Genomic DNA, 17008 nt, shown 5'->3' with positions numbered 1-17008 from the left:
CTGTATATAACAGTGGCTTAAACTATCAATTTGAATCAGATTATAGAGATTCGATCTTCGCTTTTTGCTCAAGTAGCTTAGCTTTCGCATCACTGAATTCAGCGAGTTTATCTTTCTCTTTTTCTAATACCGCAGCAGGCGCGTTGTTAACAAACTTTTCATTGGCTAACTTCTTCTCGACCTGTGCTAGGCCTTTTTCGGCTTTTTCTAACTGTTTTGCAATACGGGCAAGCTCTGCGTCTACATCGATAAGACCTGCCATCGGGATCATAATCTCCAGATCACCAATAAAGGCAGTTGCTGAAGCTGGCGCGTCGTCTTTACTTGTTAGAACAGTAAACGCTTCCAATTTAGCCAACGAGCTCAAGAACGCTTTATTGTCATCTAGCCTACGTTGATCTTGTTCGCTTACATTCGCCAGTAATACACTCAGAGGTTTGTTTGGACTGATGTCCATTTCACCACGAATGTTACGTATAGCTAAAATGAACTGCTTAACCCATTCAAGATCAGCCATCGCTTGTTCATCGACAATGGATGCATCAAACTGCGGGAATGCCTGTAACATAATTGTCGTTGCTTCGATGCCTGCCAGTGGTGCTACACGCTTCCAGATAGTCTCTGTGATATAGGGCATTAATGGGTGCATCAGGCGCAGCAGGCCTTCTAAGACAGTGATCAGTGTATGACGTGTGCCACGTTGTTGTGCTTCATCACCTTTGAATAGAACCGGTTTAGTTAATTCTAAGTACCAGTCACAGAACTGATTCCAAGTGAATTCGTAAATTGTATTTGCCGCAAGGTCAAAGCGGTAGTTGTCCAAATGCTCAGTAAAGGTATTTACGGTGTTTTGGAACTGGCCCAAGATCCAGCGGTCTGCCAATGAGTACTGTTTTGGTGCATCATTGAACCCACAATCTTGCTCTTCCGTGTTCATTAGCACGTAACGGCTAGCATTCCAAAGCTTGTTACAGAAGTTACGGTAGCCTTCAAGTCTGTTCATATCCCAATTGATATCACGACCTGTAGAAGCCATTGCAGCGAGTGTAAAACGCAATGCATCCGTACCGTGGGCTTCAATGCCATCCGCAAAGGTTTTGCGGGTGTTTTTCTCAATTTTCTTTGCTAATTGAGGTTGCATCATGTTACCGGTGCGCTTAGTCACAAGGCTTTCTAAATCAATACCGTCGATCATATCAAGTGGATCGAGTACGTTACCTTTAGACTTTGACATCTTATCACCGTTTTCATCACGGATAAGACCAGTCACATAGACAGTTTTAAACGGTACTTGTGGTGTGCCATCGTCGTTTTTAACGAAGTGCATGGTCATCATGATCATGCGAGCAACCCAGAAGAAGATAATGTCAAAGCCCGTAACTAGTACATCAGACGGGTGGAATACTTTTAAGTCTTCCGTGTTTTCTGGCCAACCTTGTGTTGAGAAGGTCCACAATGCAGATGAGAACCAAGTATCTAGTACATCATCATCTTGTGTTAGTGCAACATCGTCACTTAGGTTATTGTCTTTGCGCACTTCAGCTTCGTCGCGACCAACATACACATTGCCTTCAGCATCATACCAAGCAGGAATACGGTGTCCCCACCACAGCTGACGAGAGATACACCAATCTTGAATATCACGCATCCAAGAGAAGTACATGTTTTCGTATTGCTTTGGTACAAATTGAATATCACCTTCTTCAACAGCCTTGATTGCAGGTTCTGCAAGCGGTGCTACTCGTACATACCATTGGTCTGTTAAAAGCGGTTCAATGACAACTCCTGAACGGTCACCATAAGGCACGGTTAGGCTGTGGTCGTCAATTTTTTCTAAAAGGCCAGCTTGTTCAAATTCTTCAATGATCAGTTTACGTGCATCGAAGCGATCTAAACCGTGGAAGCGCTCAGGAATTGGTGCATCAAGCGTAAGCTCTTTACCGTCAAAAGTATAGCTTTCACCTTGTGCTAATACCGCTGCGTCTTTGTTAAAGACGTTGATCATAGGTAGCTGGTGGCGCTTACCTACTTCGTTATCATTAAAGTCATGGGCTGGTGTGATCTTTACACAGCCAGTGCCTTTTTCCATGTCTGCATGTTCATCAGCAACAATTGGAATACGACGATTAACGATAGGCAGTAAAATCTCTTTACCGATCAGGTCTTGATAGCGTTCGTCATCAGGGTTAACAGCAACACCTGTATCACCTAGCATCGTTTCTGGACGTGTTGTCGCTACGATGATGTAGTCTTTACCATCTTTGGTTTTTACGCCATCGGCAAGAGGGTAACGCAAGTTCCACATATGGCCTTGTTTGTCTTTGTTTTCTACTTCAAGGTCAGAGATGGCTGTATGAAGCTTAGGATCCCAGTTAACAAGTCGCTTACCACGATAAATTAAATCTTCTTTGTAAAGACGGACAAAGACTTCTTTAACAGCTTCAGATAAACCTTCGTCCATTGTGAAGCGTTCGCGATCCCAATCTACAGATGCACCTAAACGACGAAGTTGCTTCGTGATCGTGCCGCCTGACTCGTTTTTCCATTGCCAAATTCTGTCGATGAATTCTTCACGGCCCAAGTCATGCCTAGTTTTACCTTCCTCAGCAGCTAGCTTGCGCTCTACAACCATCTGCGTTGCAATACCTGCGTGGTCAGTACCGACCTGCCATAAAGTATTTTTACCTTTCATACGCTGGTAGCGTGTTAGCGTATCCATGATAGTATCTTGGAACGCGTGGCCCATGTGCAGGCTACCTGTGACGTTTGGTGGCGGGATCATGATTGAGTATGCATCGCCTTGTCCAGAAGGCTTAAAGTAGCCATTCTCTTCCCAGTCTTGATATAGTGACTGTTCAATATCTTGTGGATTATAGGTTTTATCCATTACACAGAACCTTTAAAAATACTTTAATTATCAATTTCTTTTGTTGAAATATTAGCGCCTATAGCGCGAAGTTGTTTGAACCTTTCTCGTGCAGCCTGCTTGGCATGCGACTCCACAGGAACAAAGTCGTAAACCTGCTCAAATCGTCGGACAAAATCCGGGATATGTGTGGCGAGGTTGATTAGTGTCGTGCGCCTTCCAACGGGTGGCATTTGCCCAATTTCTACAGGTGCACCACCTTTGGGGCCCTCACCTTGCAAATTGTGCGGTACGAAACTTTCAGCATCGAACTGCCACAAATATTCGTCAACGGCGTGGGCATCTTCTACGCTGTTTACATAAATAAACACACGTTGCCCAGCACGGTATAGTTTAGCAGCACTGCGTGCTGCAAGATCAAAATGAGCCGGGACTTGTTGATTGGGCTCACGGTCATGCTTTAACACAAAAAAGCGTGCATTGATTGACATGGCATGTGACTTATATTCAGTCCTGAATTATCAGCTTTGCACGTTTTGCTTTGCCTGAATTCAGCGTTCAAAATAAAGCCGCATTCTGACACAGAATACGGCTATCATCAATCTAGAGTCGCGACTGAGTCAAGTTAATTAGTTCTTGAGCTCAATTATGTGCGCTTTTACTAATCTTGCATACCTTCGGTGATGTTTGCTCGATTAAGTAAATATTGCATTAACATCGGTACAGGCCTACCAGTAGCGCCTTTATTGGCGCCGCTTCGCCAAGCTGTTCCGGCTACATCAATGTGCGCCCAGTTGTATTTCTTAGTGAATTTTGACAAGAAACATGCGGCAGTAATAGTGCCTGCAGCTTTACCACCTAAATTGGTAAAATCAGCAAACGGGCTTTTCAATTGCTCTTGGTAGTCATCCCATAGAGGTAATTGCCATGCTCTGTCGCCACTTTGCTCAGACGCTTTTAATAAGTCATGGGCAAGGGGATTGTGATTAGATAATAATCCAGAAGCGTGATGCCCTAATGCAACAATACAGGCACCAGTAAGCGTAGCAACATCGACTACAGTGTCTGGTTCAAACGCCTCTACATACGTTAGTGCGTCACAAAGCACTAAGCGGCCTTCAGCATCTGTGTTTAATACTTCTACCGTTTGGCCAGACATGGTAGTTAAAATGTCACCCGGTCTGTATGCGCGGCTACTTGGCATGTTTTCACAGCCCGCAAGGACGCCAATCACGTTAAGTGGTAATTGCATTTGTACAACGGCTCGCATTAACCCAAGCACACCTGCAGCGCCACCCATATCGTATTTCATTTCATCCATGCCTTCACCTGGCTTTAATGAAATACCACCTGAATCAAAGGTTAAACCTTTACCCACGAACACAATCGGCGCTTGCTTGTCGGAAGCACCATTGTAGTGGATAACCGACATGACAGACTCGTTTTCGCTGCCTCGACCGACCGCGAGGTAAGAATGCATGCCTAGCTCTTCCATTTCTTTCTCACCGACTAAGTTGACGGTGACATTGTCAAACTCTTTGGTTAAAGCTTCTGCTTGCTCACCTAAGTAACGGGGATTGCATATATTTGGCGGCATATTTGCGACGTCTTTACACAATTTTGCGCCTGCAGCGATTGCCAAACCATGCTCAATAGCACTTTCGCCTATGGTTAACTCTCTACGAGTAGGGACATTGAAGACGATTTTACGCAGAGGACGCCTTGCTTCACTTTTCTTGCTCTTTAACTGGTTGAATGTATACAAGCAATCTTGTGTTGTTTCGACTGCTTGACGTACTTTCCAGTAAGTATCTCGACCTTTTACATGTTGCTCTGTTAGAAAACATACCGCTTCCATTGAGCCCGTTTCATTGAGCGTATTGATTGTTTTCGAAATGATTTGTTTGTACTGCTTGTCATCGAGCTCGCGCTCTTTACCACAGCCAACAAGCAACACTCGCTCACTTAGCACGTTGGGAACATGGTGAAGTAATAAAACTTGTCCCGGTTTACCTTCTAGGTCACCACGACGTAATAAATTGGAAATATAGCCTTCGCTGATTTTATCCAGCTGCTCACCAACCGGCGATAAACGACGTGGCTCATACACCCCAACAACAATACACGCACTGCGTTGCTTTTCTGGACTACCACTTTTAACGCTGAATTCCATTGCGACTCCTGAGTCTAAGTTATGCCATTTTCAACTTTAAATGCCAAATTACATCAAGTTAACTAAGTTACTTTAGTGCACTCGCACTAGTAGGATATTTGATTTTGATGGCATATAATAAAGTGACTAAAATAACCAGTTTACTCAAAATTTCCTACTATTCCAGTGAAATGAGACGTTTTATAGGGGCGAACATTGCTAATTTTTCGATATTTAACTGCTGAAGTTTTAAAATCGCAGGTCGCCGTTTTCCTTACTTTGATGACTATTTTTCTTTCGCAAAAGTTTGTCAAAATCCTAGCTGAAGCTTCAGGTGGTGGAATTCCGGGAAAACTAGTGCTGTCTTTTTTGGCACTTAACTTGCCCAAACTTGCTGTATATATCCTCCCCTTGAGTGTTTTTCTAGGGATCATCTTAGCTTATAGCCGTATTTATGCTGATAGCGAAATGACTGTTTTGAAAGCTTGTGGTGTAAGTGAATGGTATGTAGTCAGGGTCACGCTAGTGTCAAGTTTGGGGGTTGCGCTGTTTGCTGCCTTTATTAGCTTGTATGCTGCTCCGTGGGCTGGCGAAAAACAAAACCAACTGAGAGAGCAAGCAAACGCTGAATCTGGCTTAACCCAGTTACGTGCAGGTCGGTTTCAACAAACTGGCAATGAAAAGGCGGTTGTGTTTATTCATAACACCAGCGAACAAGGGACTGTACTGAACAAAGTATTTGTTGCGCAATTACCTGAGAAAGAATCTAATCATGCCGCACGTATTGTTTATGCGCAGCAAGGAGAGGTTGTTGATGGTGATTCAGGTGAGCAGCAACTTATTCTGAAGGACGGAAAACGTTACGAAACGGATGGATTTAGCCAAGCACTTAATCGAACAGAGTTTGGTAGCTACCAAGTTCAGATCCAAGAGCAAGAAATTGAGCGCAGACGTCGAGAGTTAGAGGACTTACCATCTAAACGTTTACTCGAGCTCAATACGCCAGAAGCAGCTGCACAGCTGCAACTGCGAATTGCGACACCTATTTCAATTATCTTGCTGACGCTTTTGGCTGTGCCGCTCAGTGTTGTGAATCCTCGACAAGGTAAATTTGCGAAACTTGTCCCGGCAATTGGCATTTACCTAGGGTACTTTATTCTATTAAATGCCGGTAAATACCTTGTTGCAGAGAGTAAGATTCCGCCTTCGCTCGGACTTTGGTGGATCCATTTAAGTGTTCTTTTCATAGGCACCTATTTGATTGTTAAAGGCCGCCCTTTTGGTGTGTGGGTTAGATCGATACTGAAAAGAAGGGAAGCCGTAGCATGATGAAGACACTTGATTGGTATTTAGGACGTAGCATTTTACAAACCACGAGTTTTGCTCTTTTGGTCTTTGTAGGCATAAATACCCTGATTAAATTTATTGAACAGCTGCGCTCTGTTGGTCGTGGGACATACGAAGTAACAGATGCATTGTTATTCACACTATACAGTGTGCCAAGTGATATTGTGGTGTTTTTCCCTATGGCTGCTTTGATTGGTGGATTAACAGGGTTAGGCGCATTGGCTTCAAGTAGTGAACTGGTTGTGATGCAAGCTGCTGGCATGTCAAGGCTGCAGATTATTGGTTCGGTGATGAAAACGGCTATTGTACTGGCTATTTGTATGATGGTGCTTGGTGAATGGGGGGCACCTGAGGCAGAACGAACTGCGAAGCAATTGCGTAACCAAGCAATATATGGCGGTGATGTTTATGACGCTCAGAAAGGGGTTTGGGCGAAAGATGGTAATAACTTCATCAACATAGCCAATGTTGAAAAATCAGGTGAATTGACGGATATTAATATTTACCAATTTGATGACGAACTGAATTTACAGCACATAACGCGCGCACAATCGGCGACACCTTCAGAGCAAGGGTGGCAGTTACGAGCTGTCGAGGAGGTTCAGATCACTGAGCAGCAAGTTAGGACGTTATATGCGCAGTCTAGGTTATATGAATCGCAATTGACGATAGACAGATTGGGTGTGGCTTCCTATGAACCTGAGTCACTTTCCTTTAGTGGGCTCATGTCTTATTTAAACTACCTTGAGCAAAATGAACAAGATACCAGTAACTATGAATTGGCGTTGTGGCGCAAAGTGATGCAACCGGTAACAATTGCGGTGATGTTGCTTGTGGCATTGTCATTTATATTTGGGCCATTGCGTTCTGTTAGCATGGGCGCACGGATCATCATGGGGGTCGTTACAGGTTTGATCTTTCACTTAAGCAATGAAGTCTTTGGACCTATCGTTATGGTGTATCAGATCCCACCATTTGTAGGGGCGGTGATGCCGAGTATCATATTTACCCTTTTGGCGATGTACTTTTTACAGCGCAGGCAATAAAAATTCAGGACGGTTAATCGAATAAAAAAGGCGCTCAAAGCGCCTTTTTTTATTTCTCAATCAAATTAATCGTCTAGACTATTGTAGATTTTTTTGTTCTCTTCTTTACTTAGTAAGACGACTTCAGTCTTGCATATCAAATCTTGTAGTGCGCGTTTGTGCTTTCTGTCCACAATGACAACCAAATTTCCAATTCCAAGCGCTGCTGTTAAGCTTCTCGCAACAGCTTGAGGCCAACTAAGCAGTTGTCCGTCATTACGTTGCACCTTGAGGCGCCAAGCTCTCATACCAATTGTTTGGCCGCTTTTAGTCCAAAAGTAAGCAAAGAAAGTGACAGACACGGTAACGAGTAAAGTTGCTCGCAAGTAGTAAAGAGCTGGTGTGGCTTGAATGAGTGCTGTGACATCTTCATGTCCTTCAAGGGTGAACCAGCCAATAGATACCATGCCCTGCACTAAGGCCAAATAAACGATGGTAGTGAGCATTGCAAACGCGATAACTACGAGTGCATCATATATTAATGATGCTAGCCTTCGTATAAATCCTGCTCGAGGAAAAGATGTCATGTTAGAACTCAATAAAAACTATATGGTGAATATTTTACACAAATTCATCGGGTTTCTTTATTAAAGCATATATATTTTATGATTTTGGTCAAATACACAACACTTAAACACTTTTATTAAAAAAACTGCTTGCTAGGCTGTCACATATTTGTATAATGCAGGGCATAGAGACGAGGGCAAATAAAAAAAGCCTAAGCTCAAAGTGGTTTTTCTTTATCTTCTCAAAGTTAGAAGATTAAAGAAAAATGATGCCAGTGTGATGGAATTGGTAGACATGACGGATTCAAAATCCGTTGCCTTCGGGCGTGGCGGTTCAAGTCCGCCCACTGGTACCACTTTTTATAGCCCCAGAAATTATTTCTGGGGCTTTTTTATTTCCGCAATTGTATTATATCTACAAAACAGATCATTTCCTTTCGGCAACTTTATTTCATTATCTGACAAGCATACTAAGCAACTGCTGCGTATATTTCTGTAACGTCATCTCAATTATGATTGCAAATTTACGTCTTGTTTTTGAATGCTAATCAAATAGTCCTTCTCTTTTGGGGAAAGGTTCAAACCTTCTAGTGTTTCAATATCAATCTTTACAGGTTCATTGTGTTTCATCATATAAATAATGGAATCAGCTAACCTAACTTTGTGGCGTGTAGAGATAAATATAAATGTTGTATAAATTACTGAGAGCACTATCAATAGTAATAAAACAACTATAGTCACTAAAATTTCCATTACTTTTCCCATTAGTATTTAACTCTATGATGATGGCAAGTGTGACTATAAAATTGTTCATAAAAAAGGCATAGTGCATAACTTTCATTCTCTATATGGCTCTCTTTCAGTTTGTAAGTACTAATCTCATGCCCATGCCTCCCAATTGTTCAGGCCAGATTGGTAATTCTCGACTAGACTTATTTTGGGGCAAAAGACAAGCTGGACTATTTTTGTGCAATTAAAACAATCACTTTTACTTTTTAAAACAGCTGCGGTTGGTTCTGCTTTAGTTATTATGATTGTGAGTTGGGTGCTGTATGTTCAACTACAACAAACTAGAGAGCTCAATGATCGGCTGTTCATGTTACAAACACAAATACAACGTTTACTCGATCAAGAAGAGCGTTTCTTGATTGAACGACAGCGAGAAAGCTTACAATCAATTGAAGAATTGCGGTTTGCATATAAAGACAGTTTTAGTCAGCTATTAAATATGTTGGTTTCTCATGACCGTGATCTTGATTTGCTGTTTAAATTAGATGAAGAAGTAAAGCGTTTTACTTTAAAGTACGAGCAGTTAGCATCAATGCAAGCATTGCTGGGCTATGACAAAAGCGAGGGAGTATATGGTAACTTCCGACGTCAGGCACACGCTTTGCAGGATATCGCAAAATCTGCCAGTCATCCTCAATTGGAAATCTTAATCTTAGAACTCAGGCGCAGAGAAAAAGATTTTTTACTGAGACTAGAGCCAAGCTACTTATTAATACACAAAGAGTTGTTGGTGAGTACGAAGAATTTGATTCGCGAACAGTTCCCTGACAAGTCAACCCAAATGTTGTCTACATTAAACCAATATGATCAGGGCTTTAATACGTATATCAATGTGTTAAAACGTCAAGGTTTAGACCATAGCCAAGGTGTGCGCGCTGATTTGCACGATTTAAAGTTGTCTATCCGTGGCCACTTTGAAGTTGTATCCAAACAGCTTTTTAATCAATCTCTAGATAAGAAACAACAGCTAATATTGGCGTGTTTGTCAGTGATTGTTCTTATTAGCTGTTGCAGCCTTTTCTTATTATACCTGCTGAATAGTCGAATTTCTGAGCATATTATTGCAATTAGCCGTGTACTCAAAAAAGTTGCAAAACATGAGGACTTTTCACTTCGGGTTGATATACAAGGGGAGGATGAAATAGCTCAAATCGCGCATTATTTGGATGATTTATTGGCGTTTATCGAAACTCTGTTAGATCGCTTAACTGCGGCACAGCAACGGCTAATAGAAGAAGCTAAGATGGCCAGTTTGGGTAATATGGTTAGTGGTTTTGCACATGAACTCAATACGCCGCTAGGTGTCGCTATTACAAGCCAGTCCCTTTTAAAGGAGCAGGTTGAAACCTTAAAAAAGGATCTTGAATCAGGTCAGCTACAAAAGCACACACTTACTCACCTTATTAATGAAGCCGAAACTGCATTGTATTTATTAGAAAATAATTTACATAGAACCGCATCTTTAATAAATGATTTTAAAAAAGTATCTGTTCAGCAAGAGTACGACGAAGTACAGGAGTTTAATTTAAAAGCATTAGTTGAAGGGGTATTTGACTGTTTTCAGCATGAATTGCAAGCCCCTGAGTATCATGTGGACTTAGAGATTCCTGAAGGTTTAATGCTTACAAGCTATCCCAATGTGTTTGTACAAATACTCACCTATAGCCTCAATAACAGTATTCAACATGGGAAAAATGAAGATAGACCGCTTAACATCGTTGTTTCCGTATTGGTTGTAAATGAGTATATCCATGTATATATCAAAGATGACGGCAATGGCATTGATAAAGAGTTACTACCAGTCATATTTGAGCCTTTTATTACCACTCAAAGGAATCAAGGGGGAATAGGGCTAGGTTTAAGCATTATATACAACTTAGTCACTCAAAAGCTTAAAGGGGAAGTTAAAATACAAAGCCCCGCACATGGCGGGGCTTGCTTGCATATTATTTTAGCTAATACACTTTTTGAGCTTAAGGAGAGTTAGCCCTTTTTACTTGCAACCCACTCATCAACGAACTGCTCAAGCACGTTCAAAGGGACTGGGCCATTTTTAAGTACAACATCGTGGAATTGGCGAATATCGAACTTGTCACCAAGTTCTTTCTTCGCGTCTTCACGTAGCTCAATGATCTTGTTCATGCCAATTTTATAGGCGGTTGCCTGGCTTGGCATAACAATGTGGCGCTCAACCATTTTAACTGCGTCAGATTTAGCATTTGGCGTGTTATTTACATAGTAGTCAATCCCTTCTTGACGAGTCCACTTCATAGCGTGGATACCAGTATCAACCACTAGACGACAAGCACGCCATAATTCCATAGCCAAACGTCCAAAATCAGAATACGGGTCTTCGTATAAGCCCATTTCTTTAGGCACTAGCTCTGAATATAGACCCCAACCTTCAACGTAAGCTGTGAAGCTACCAAACTTACGGAACTTAGGCATGTTTTCTAACTCTTGTGCTATGGCAATTTGCATGTGATGACCTGGGATACCTTCATGGTAAGCGAGCGCTTCCAATTGGTAGGTTGGCATTGCTTCCATATCGTATAAGTTGGCGTAGTAAATACCCGGGCGTGTGCCATCAGGAGCAGGCTGTTGATAAAACGCCTTACCAGCTGCTTTTTCACGGAATGCTTCAACACGTTTTACTATCATGTCCGCTTTTGGCTTAACAATGAAAAGCTCGTCTAAACGAGATTTCATGTTGTCGATCATTGCCGTCGCGTCCGCTAAGTATTTGGCTTTACCTTCTTCGGTATTTGGTAAATAGAACTGTTTGTCATCACGCATAAACTGCATAAAGGCTTTTAAATCACCTTTGAAGCCGACTTTTTCTTTGATTTCACGCATTTCATCATGAATTCTCGCAACTTCTTTTAAGCCAATTTTGTGAATTTGCTCTGCTGTTAAGTCCGTTGTTGTTGTGCGCTGCAGTGCATTGCTGAAGAACTTATCACCGTCTTTAAACTTCCAAACACCATCACGTGTATCGGCACGTTTCTCTAGTTTATGTAGATAGCTGATAAGCTTGTTGTAAGAAGGTTTGACAGCAGTTTTAAGTGATTCATTTGCCTCTGCAATAAGCGCATCTTTTTCATTTTGAGCAATATCTAGTTTGGTAACTTTACGTTTAAAGTCCGCTAGAATTGCTGAGTCACTGCCATCTTCGAAAGGCGCGCCTTTGATGATGTTTTTACTTGATTCAATTACATGTGGAAAAACGAACTTCGGCGCGATAATGCCCATGTCAGCACGAGTTTCTAAACCTTCGATTAGTTGGTCGAATACCTTAGGTACGCCATTTAAACGAGAGATATATGCTTTGGCGTCTTTAACATCGCTTATTTGGTGCTGGTTGATTAAAAACGCTGGTACCATTGAATGTGTACCATACATTTGGTTTACTGGGTATGAGTAGTAGCGCCATTTAAAGTCTGCGATATCATTCTCTAAACCTTGTTTGAACAAATCATAGCTAACTTGAGTATTCGCATCTAATTTAGAACGATCGATAGCATTAATTGCCATCAAATCTTTTTTAGCTAGCTCAAGATCTTCTAATTTTCTTTCTTTTGACTCGTCATCCCACTTATCATAGTCGGTCTTAATACCTAGGTAAGTTTGGTAGATTGGACTGCGCATTACGTCTCTGTTAAAAGACTCTTCGAACAGAGCGTTGGCTTTTTCGACTTCACTTTGAACAACTTGCTGCACTGCGGTTACAGGTTTTGGTTGTTCAGCCGTCTGTTGACAGCCCGCAAGCAATACCGTTGATACTGCTGCAGCGATAATGGTAAGTTTACGCATGTTTTACCCTTTTTATTTTCTGTATTAAGAGGTTATCTTATTATTTAAAACGAGACCCTTCAGCTCATTGTAGGCCATTAAATGAATTGCGACGAATCTCAATTGGATTGTGAGACCAATTACAAATCTAGATTGTTGTGAAAATCGCTGTAATGTACCTTAATTTAGACGAACAATTCTAGCAGGTCATTTAAATATCTATGCCCTTTATTTGTTACAAACCATGAATCTTCACGCTCCTCCAATAGCCCGGAGTTGAAGGCGTGCTGAAGCTGATTTTTTATTTCGCTTAAAGCAAGGCCGGTATAGTCTACAAAAGCTTGTTTAGACGTTGCCTCTACTAATCGAAATGTATTCATAAAAAACTCGAAAGGCCTGTCAGCTGGCTCCACATACCAGCTATCGTAAAGATAGGGTTTGGTTAAATCCATATACCCCCGAGGGTGCTTTACTTTGACAGTACGCAAGATTTGGTTTTGCTCAGGGAGTGTAATTTTGCCGTGTGCACCACAGCCAATACCGAGATAGTCACCAAAACGCCAGTAATTGAGGTTGTGTTTACACTGTAAGCCTGCTTTGGCGTAGCCAGAAATTTCGTATTGAATGTATCCATGTTGTTGAAGTAGAGCTTGCCCAGCTTCTTGAATTGCCCATAGGGTTTCATCTTCAGGCAGCTTGGGAGGTTTTGACGCAAACTGTGTATTAGGCTCGATAGTTAACTGATACCAAGATAGATGAGGCGGTGCGAGCTTTATGACGCGTTCTAAGTCGCTCATGGCATCTTCTAGCGACTGGTTTGGCAAACCATGCATCAAATCCATGTTGAAGCTGTTTAAACCCGCTTCATGGGCCTCTGACGCTGCATTGATGGCCTCTTGCTCACCATGAATACGGCCCAAAGCTTTTAATTTGTCACTTTGTAAGCTTTGCACGCCAATAGATATTCTATTCACTCCAGCTTGAACATAATGTTTAAAGCGGTCACTTTCAACGGTACCAGGGTTGGCTTCTAGGGTTATTTCAATATCATCCTCAAAACCTATTAGTGCTTCTATTTGCTGTAGCAGATGAACATAAGCTTCGCCCGATAGTAAGCTTGGTGTACCGCCACCGACAAATATGCTGTGTAACTTTCGCCCCTGAACTAAATGCAAATCGGCCTTGAGATCATCTAACAGGTGTTGAATATACTCTTTCTCTGGGATTGTGCCTTTTTGACTGTGGCTATTGAAATCGCAGTAGGGGCATTTTTGCACGCACCATGGTACGTGCACATATAAACTTAACGGTGGGAGGTTCACAGCTTGCTCTTAAAGTGGGTCAATAGTTGTTGCAAAGCTTGCCCTCTATGGCTTATTGCATTTTTTTCCTGTTTAGTGAGCTCTGCGGCCATACGATTTAAAGATTTGACCCAAAAGACAGGATCATAACCAAAACCTTGGTCACCGTGTTGTTCTGTCGCTATTTCACCTTCCCAACTCGCTTGGCAGATAATCGGAGTGGGGTCGTTTTCATGCTGCATGTAAACCAACACACACCAGAATCGCGCGCTACGGTTGGGAGTAGAGCCCAAATCATGGAGTAATTTATCAATGTTATCCTGATCGCTGGCACCTAAACCAGCGTACCGAGCTGAATATACCCCCGGCGCCCCTTGAAGCGAATCGACTTCTAGGCCCGAGTCATCCGCTATCGCGGGCAACCCTGTTTCTTTTGCCGCATGACGTGCCTTTATGATGGCATTTTCGACAAAAGTAGTGCCAGTCTCAGCGACGTCAGAGACATTAAATTGGCTTTGCGGAAGCACCTCGATATTGAGCGATTCTAGCATTGCGCCCAGCTCTTTGACTTTACCTTGATTACCTGTGGCCAGTACGATTTTGTTTGTCATATTACTTAATCTACATAAAACTTTTGTTGAAACTGTAAAACGTGTTGTTGATCGCCTTGTTGAATTTGCACATTAAAGCGATAAACGTCTTCGTTGTAGTAATTGAGCTGTGCGAGGTAATAGATCGCATCACCATCAATAACTTGCTTAAACGTTAAATCTTGTTTGTTGCCCAGTAAATTTTTAGCAACGCCAGATATATTTACTTGTTGCGCTGTTTTCACACTGTCTTTAGCCAGTACAGAAATATTGATCAGCGCTTTATTGTCTCCTCGCACAACGCCATAGGCCTTGGCGACATTTGGTTGGATGAACGTCGAAGGAAATGCAATGTAATGCACTTCCCAATTGCCAAGCACTTTAAATTGGCCCCCTGACTCCGTGTTGGCAGCATGCGCTGCGCTGCTGGCGAAGAAGGTAAATAATACAACTAAAAGCAATCTCATGACTTATACTCCTATCAAATCAGTGTAAGAAGTCCATCACTAGTTTCTGTAAGAACATCATACCAATCAGTACCACCATTATAGACAAATCTAGTCCGCCAAGTGGTGGAATCACTTTACGGATTGGTCTAAGAAGTGGCTCTGTTAGTTGTTCAAAAACGGCTGCAACAGGGTTATAACCCTGTACGACCCAACTAAGCAGTGCACGGATAACCAAAATCCAAAACACCAAACTGAACGCTTCTTTTAGCATGGTTAGTAAGCCGCCTAAAGCGACGCCCGCAACGTCCCAATAACCGCCAAATACCATCATTAAAACAGATACTTTGGCGCAAGCGACGATAAACGCAAGAATCAAAGAGGCAATATCAAAGCCTCCGAGCCCAGGAACAACTTTTCGCAGTGGGTTCACAGCAAAAGACGTAGCTTTCACAATGGCTTGGCTTAATGGGTTGTAAAAGTCTACACGTGCCCATTGCATCCAAAAACGCAACAATACGACCATCAAAAATAAATTGAACAAGGTTTCAATTAAAAAATGCATAGCACTCATGGTAATTCCTTAGATTTGTTTTTCCATTTCCTGCGCGCGAGCGATACAAGCGTCCATCGCTTCGGCAACTGTCTGTGGCAAATGATTGTCTTTCATAAACTCGATAGCAGCATGTGTAGTGCCACCTTTAGAGGTAACATTGGCGCGTAATTGTTCAAGACTAATTTGCTCTTGAGATACCGCCATTTGTGCTGCACCCAGTGCGGTTTGTTGAACTAACTGTCTCGCTGTTTGCTCGTCAAATCCGAGCTCTTTGGCTTTTTCCTCGATCGACTGCATAAACAGGAAGAAATAGGCTGGAGAGGAGCCTGTTACAGCGATAATATCGTTAATCTGTTCTTCTTTCGTCAACCAGGTCGTAATACCTGTCGCACTGAATATTTTGTCAATGAATGTTTGCTCGTCAGAATCGATATCTTGACTAAATAGGCCTGAGACACCCAATCCAACAAGTGAAGGGGTGTTAGGCATACACCTCACGACTTTAGCTTCGTTACTTAGCATTTCCTTTAGACGGCTTATCGTAATGCCCGCCGCAACAGATACGACCACCTTGTTACTAAGGTCTAAATTGTGTTGCTCAAAAGTGGCACATAGCTCAGCCATCATTTGGGGTTTGACAGATAACACAACGACATCAGCTTGCTTAATTGCACTGATATTATCGCTGGTGGTTCTTATTTCAAAGTCAGCATTTACTTTGGCTAGCTTCTCTGGATTACGGTTGGTGGCAATAATGTCTTGTGCCGAAAACCCACTTTTTAACATGCCACCGATAATGGCATAACTCATATTACCGGTACCGATAAATGCGATTGTTTTATTAGACATGTGTTACTTGTGCCCTTTATTGTCTTTGACCAAAAATATCCGTGCCAATGCGAACCATAGTGGCTCCTGCGGCTATTGCAGGCTCTAAATCGCCACTCATTCCCATAGAAAGCGTATCTATTTGAGGATATTGGGCCTTTAGTTTATCAAAGCAATCTTTCATTTGCTGAAAATATTGCCGTTGCAAATCAGGATCGTCTGTTTTTGCTGTAATGGTCATAAGTCCGCGTAAAGTAAGCTGCCTCGAATCGTGAATAAATTGCGCAATCACTTCCAGTTCTGAGGGCATACAACCAGACTTATTATCATCTTCGCTGATATTGACTTGAATTAAAATATTAAGTGGTTTTAAGTTTGTTGGCCTTTGTTCATTGAGTCGTCTTGCGATTTTCAAACGGTCAACACTTTGTACCCAACTAAAGTGCTCAGCAATGTGGCGTGATTTATTGGATTGAATGGGGCCAATAAAATGCCATTCAATATCTTTATGTCGTTTAAAGTATGTGACTTTGTCTACTGCTTCTTGAACATAAGACTCACCAAATAAGCGCTGCCCAGCATCATAGGCTTGTTGAATTAACTCTATCGGTTTGGTTTTTGACACAGCAAGAAGTTGAACGGGATCAGAAATTTGACCATTTTGTTCAGCTTTTGCAATGCGATCGTAGGCGTTATTTAGCCGTTCTGCTATTGTAACCATATTATTATTTGCTCGTTGTGGAGTCATAG

At 42.1% G+C, this 17008-nt stretch carries 14 protein-coding genes and 1 tRNA gene; 4 read left to right on the top strand and 11 right to left on the bottom strand.

The genetic code is table 11. The features are described 5' to 3' along the window. Nucleotides 1-40: 40 nt before the first annotated feature. The 3 genes from A7985_RS16620 to pepA all read right to left on the bottom strand — a co-directional run bounded on the left by A7985_RS16620 (nucleotide 41) and on the right by pepA (nucleotide 5039). Complete coding sequence (locus A7985_RS16620) at nucleotides 41-2887, bottom strand: valine--tRNA ligase (protein ID WP_065791535.1); 2847 nt, start codon at nucleotides 2885-2887, stop codon at nucleotides 41-43. Nucleotides 2888-2910: 23 nt separating this feature from the next. Continuing rightward, entirely contained in the window at nucleotides 2911-3357 is a 447-nt protein-coding gene (locus A7985_RS16615) for a DNA polymerase III subunit chi (RefSeq protein WP_065791534.1), read from the bottom strand. 170 nt (nucleotides 3358-3527) lie between these two features. Further along, nucleotides 3528-5039: a leucyl aminopeptidase gene (gene pepA, locus A7985_RS16610; RefSeq protein ID WP_065791533.1), complete on the bottom strand. Its 1512-nt coding sequence runs from the start codon at nucleotides 5037-5039 to the stop codon at nucleotides 3528-3530. A 195-nt stretch (nucleotides 5040-5234) separates the two neighbouring features. Here pepA and lptF point away from each other — a divergent pair, with 195 nt between their 5' ends. Both lptF and lptG read left to right on the top strand, forming a co-directional pair. Next, a complete protein-coding gene (gene lptF / locus A7985_RS16605) occupies nucleotides 5235-6347 on the top strand; it encodes an LPS export ABC transporter permease LptF (protein ID WP_065791532.1) in 1113 nt (370 codons plus the stop codon). Further along, nucleotides 6344-7411: an LPS export ABC transporter permease LptG gene (gene lptG, locus A7985_RS16600; protein ID WP_065791531.1), complete on the top strand. Its 1068-nt coding sequence runs from the start codon at nucleotides 6344-6346 to the stop codon at nucleotides 7409-7411. Before lptF ends, lptG begins: the two co-directional genes overlap by 4 nt. Nucleotides 7412-7476: 65 nt before the next feature. Here the strand turns inward: lptG and A7985_RS16595 are convergent, their stop codons facing one another. Next, nucleotides 7477-7977 carry an RDD family protein gene (locus A7985_RS16595; protein ID WP_065791530.1) on the bottom strand — a complete coding sequence of 167 codons (501 nt, stop codon included), beginning with the start codon at nucleotides 7975-7977 and terminating at the stop codon, nucleotides 7477-7479. Between the two features lie 250 nt (nucleotides 7978-8227). On the opposite strand from A7985_RS16595, the gene A7985_RS16590 reads away from it, so the two are divergent. Next, a tRNA-Leu gene (locus A7985_RS16590) sits at nucleotides 8228-8312 on the top strand. 611 nt (nucleotides 8313-8923) lie between these two features. Continuing rightward, a complete protein-coding gene (locus tag A7985_RS16580) occupies nucleotides 8924-10732 on the top strand; it encodes a sensor histidine kinase (protein WP_065791528.1) in 1809 nt (602 codons plus the stop codon). Here A7985_RS16580 and A7985_RS16575 read toward each other — a convergent pair. The 7 genes from A7985_RS16575 to A7985_RS16545 form a co-directional block, all read right to left on the bottom strand. Beyond that, nucleotides 10729-12558 carry a DUF885 domain-containing protein gene (locus A7985_RS16575; protein WP_065791527.1) on the bottom strand — a complete coding sequence of 610 codons (1830 nt, stop codon included), beginning with the start codon at nucleotides 12556-12558 and terminating at the stop codon, nucleotides 10729-10731. The genes A7985_RS16580 and A7985_RS16575 overlap by 4 nt on opposite strands. A 164-nt stretch (nucleotides 12559-12722) precedes the next feature. Continuing rightward, nucleotides 12723-13859 (bottom strand): radical SAM family heme chaperone HemW, encoded by a 1137-nt coding sequence (hemW, locus tag A7985_RS16570; RefSeq protein ID WP_065791526.1) that lies wholly within the window; start codon nucleotides 13857-13859, stop codon nucleotides 12723-12725. Continuing rightward, the gene (locus A7985_RS16565) at nucleotides 13856-14449 is read right to left on the bottom strand and encodes an XTP/dITP diphosphatase (RefSeq protein WP_065791525.1); all 594 of its coding nucleotides are present in this window, start codon (nucleotides 14447-14449) and stop codon (nucleotides 13856-13858) included. Before A7985_RS16565 ends, hemW begins: the two co-directional genes overlap by 4 nt. 5 nt (nucleotides 14450-14454) lie before the next feature. After that, nucleotides 14455-14895, bottom strand: a complete 441-nt coding sequence (locus tag A7985_RS16560) for a DUF4426 domain-containing protein (protein ID WP_065791524.1) — start codon at nucleotides 14893-14895, stop codon at nucleotides 14455-14457. Between the two features lie 19 nt (nucleotides 14896-14914). Further along, a complete protein-coding gene (locus tag A7985_RS16555) occupies nucleotides 14915-15448 on the bottom strand; it encodes a YggT family protein (protein ID WP_065791523.1) in 534 nt (177 codons plus the stop codon). 9 nt (nucleotides 15449-15457) lie between these two features. Continuing rightward, nucleotides 15458-16279: a pyrroline-5-carboxylate reductase gene (proC, locus tag A7985_RS16550; RefSeq protein ID WP_065791522.1), complete on the bottom strand. Its 822-nt coding sequence runs from the start codon at nucleotides 16277-16279 to the stop codon at nucleotides 15458-15460. A gap of 16 nt (nucleotides 16280-16295) precedes the next feature. Continuing rightward, nucleotides 16296-17006, bottom strand: a complete 711-nt coding sequence (locus A7985_RS16545) for a YggS family pyridoxal phosphate-dependent enzyme (RefSeq protein ID WP_065791521.1) — start codon at nucleotides 17004-17006, stop codon at nucleotides 16296-16298. Nucleotides 17007-17008 lie beyond the last annotated feature (2 nt).

It is taken from the genome of Pseudoalteromonas luteoviolacea, from assembly GCF_001696455.1.
Lineage (GTDB): Bacteria > Pseudomonadota > Gammaproteobacteria > Enterobacterales > Alteromonadaceae > Pseudoalteromonas > Pseudoalteromonas luteoviolacea_C.
Note: the sequence above shows the minus strand (reverse complement) of the source record. Positions and strands in the feature narration are given on the sequence as shown.

Excerpts from the sequence above, each read along its gene's own strand:
- pepA (WP_065791533.1), bottom strand. The coding sequence starts at position 5,039 with ATGGAATTCAGCGTTAAAAGTGGTAGTCCAGAAAAGCAACGCAGTGCG.
- A7985_RS16615 (WP_065791534.1), bottom strand. The coding sequence starts at position 3,357 with ATGTCAATCAATGCACGCTTTTTTGTGTTAAAGCATGACCGTGAGCCC.
- proC (WP_065791522.1), bottom strand. The coding sequence starts at position 16,279 with ATGTCTAATAAAACAATCGCATTTATCGGTACCGGTAATATGAGTTAT.
- A7985_RS16620 (WP_065791535.1), bottom strand. The coding sequence starts at position 2,887 with ATGGATAAAACCTATAATCCACAAGATATTGAACAGTCACTATATCAA.
- lptG (WP_065791531.1), top strand. The coding sequence starts at position 6,344 with ATGATGAAGACACTTGATTGGTATTTAGGACGTAGCATTTTACAAACC.
- A7985_RS16560 (WP_065791524.1), bottom strand. The coding sequence starts at position 14,895 with ATGAGATTGCTTTTAGTTGTATTATTTACCTTCTTCGCCAGCAGCGCA.
- A7985_RS16565 (WP_065791525.1), bottom strand. The coding sequence starts at position 14,449 with ATGACAAACAAAATCGTACTGGCCACAGGTAATCAAGGTAAAGTCAAA.
- A7985_RS16555 (WP_065791523.1), bottom strand. The coding sequence starts at position 15,448 with ATGAGTGCTATGCATTTTTTAATTGAAACCTTGTTCAATTTATTTTTG.
- A7985_RS16595 (WP_065791530.1), bottom strand. The coding sequence starts at position 7,977 with ATGACATCTTTTCCTCGAGCAGGATTTATACGAAGGCTAGCATCATTA.
- A7985_RS16575 (WP_065791527.1), bottom strand. The coding sequence starts at position 12,558 with ATGCGTAAACTTACCATTATCGCTGCAGCAGTATCAACGGTATTGCTT.
- A7985_RS16545 (WP_065791521.1), bottom strand. The coding sequence starts at position 17,006 with ATGACTCCACAACGAGCAAATAATAATATGGTTACAATAGCAGAACGG.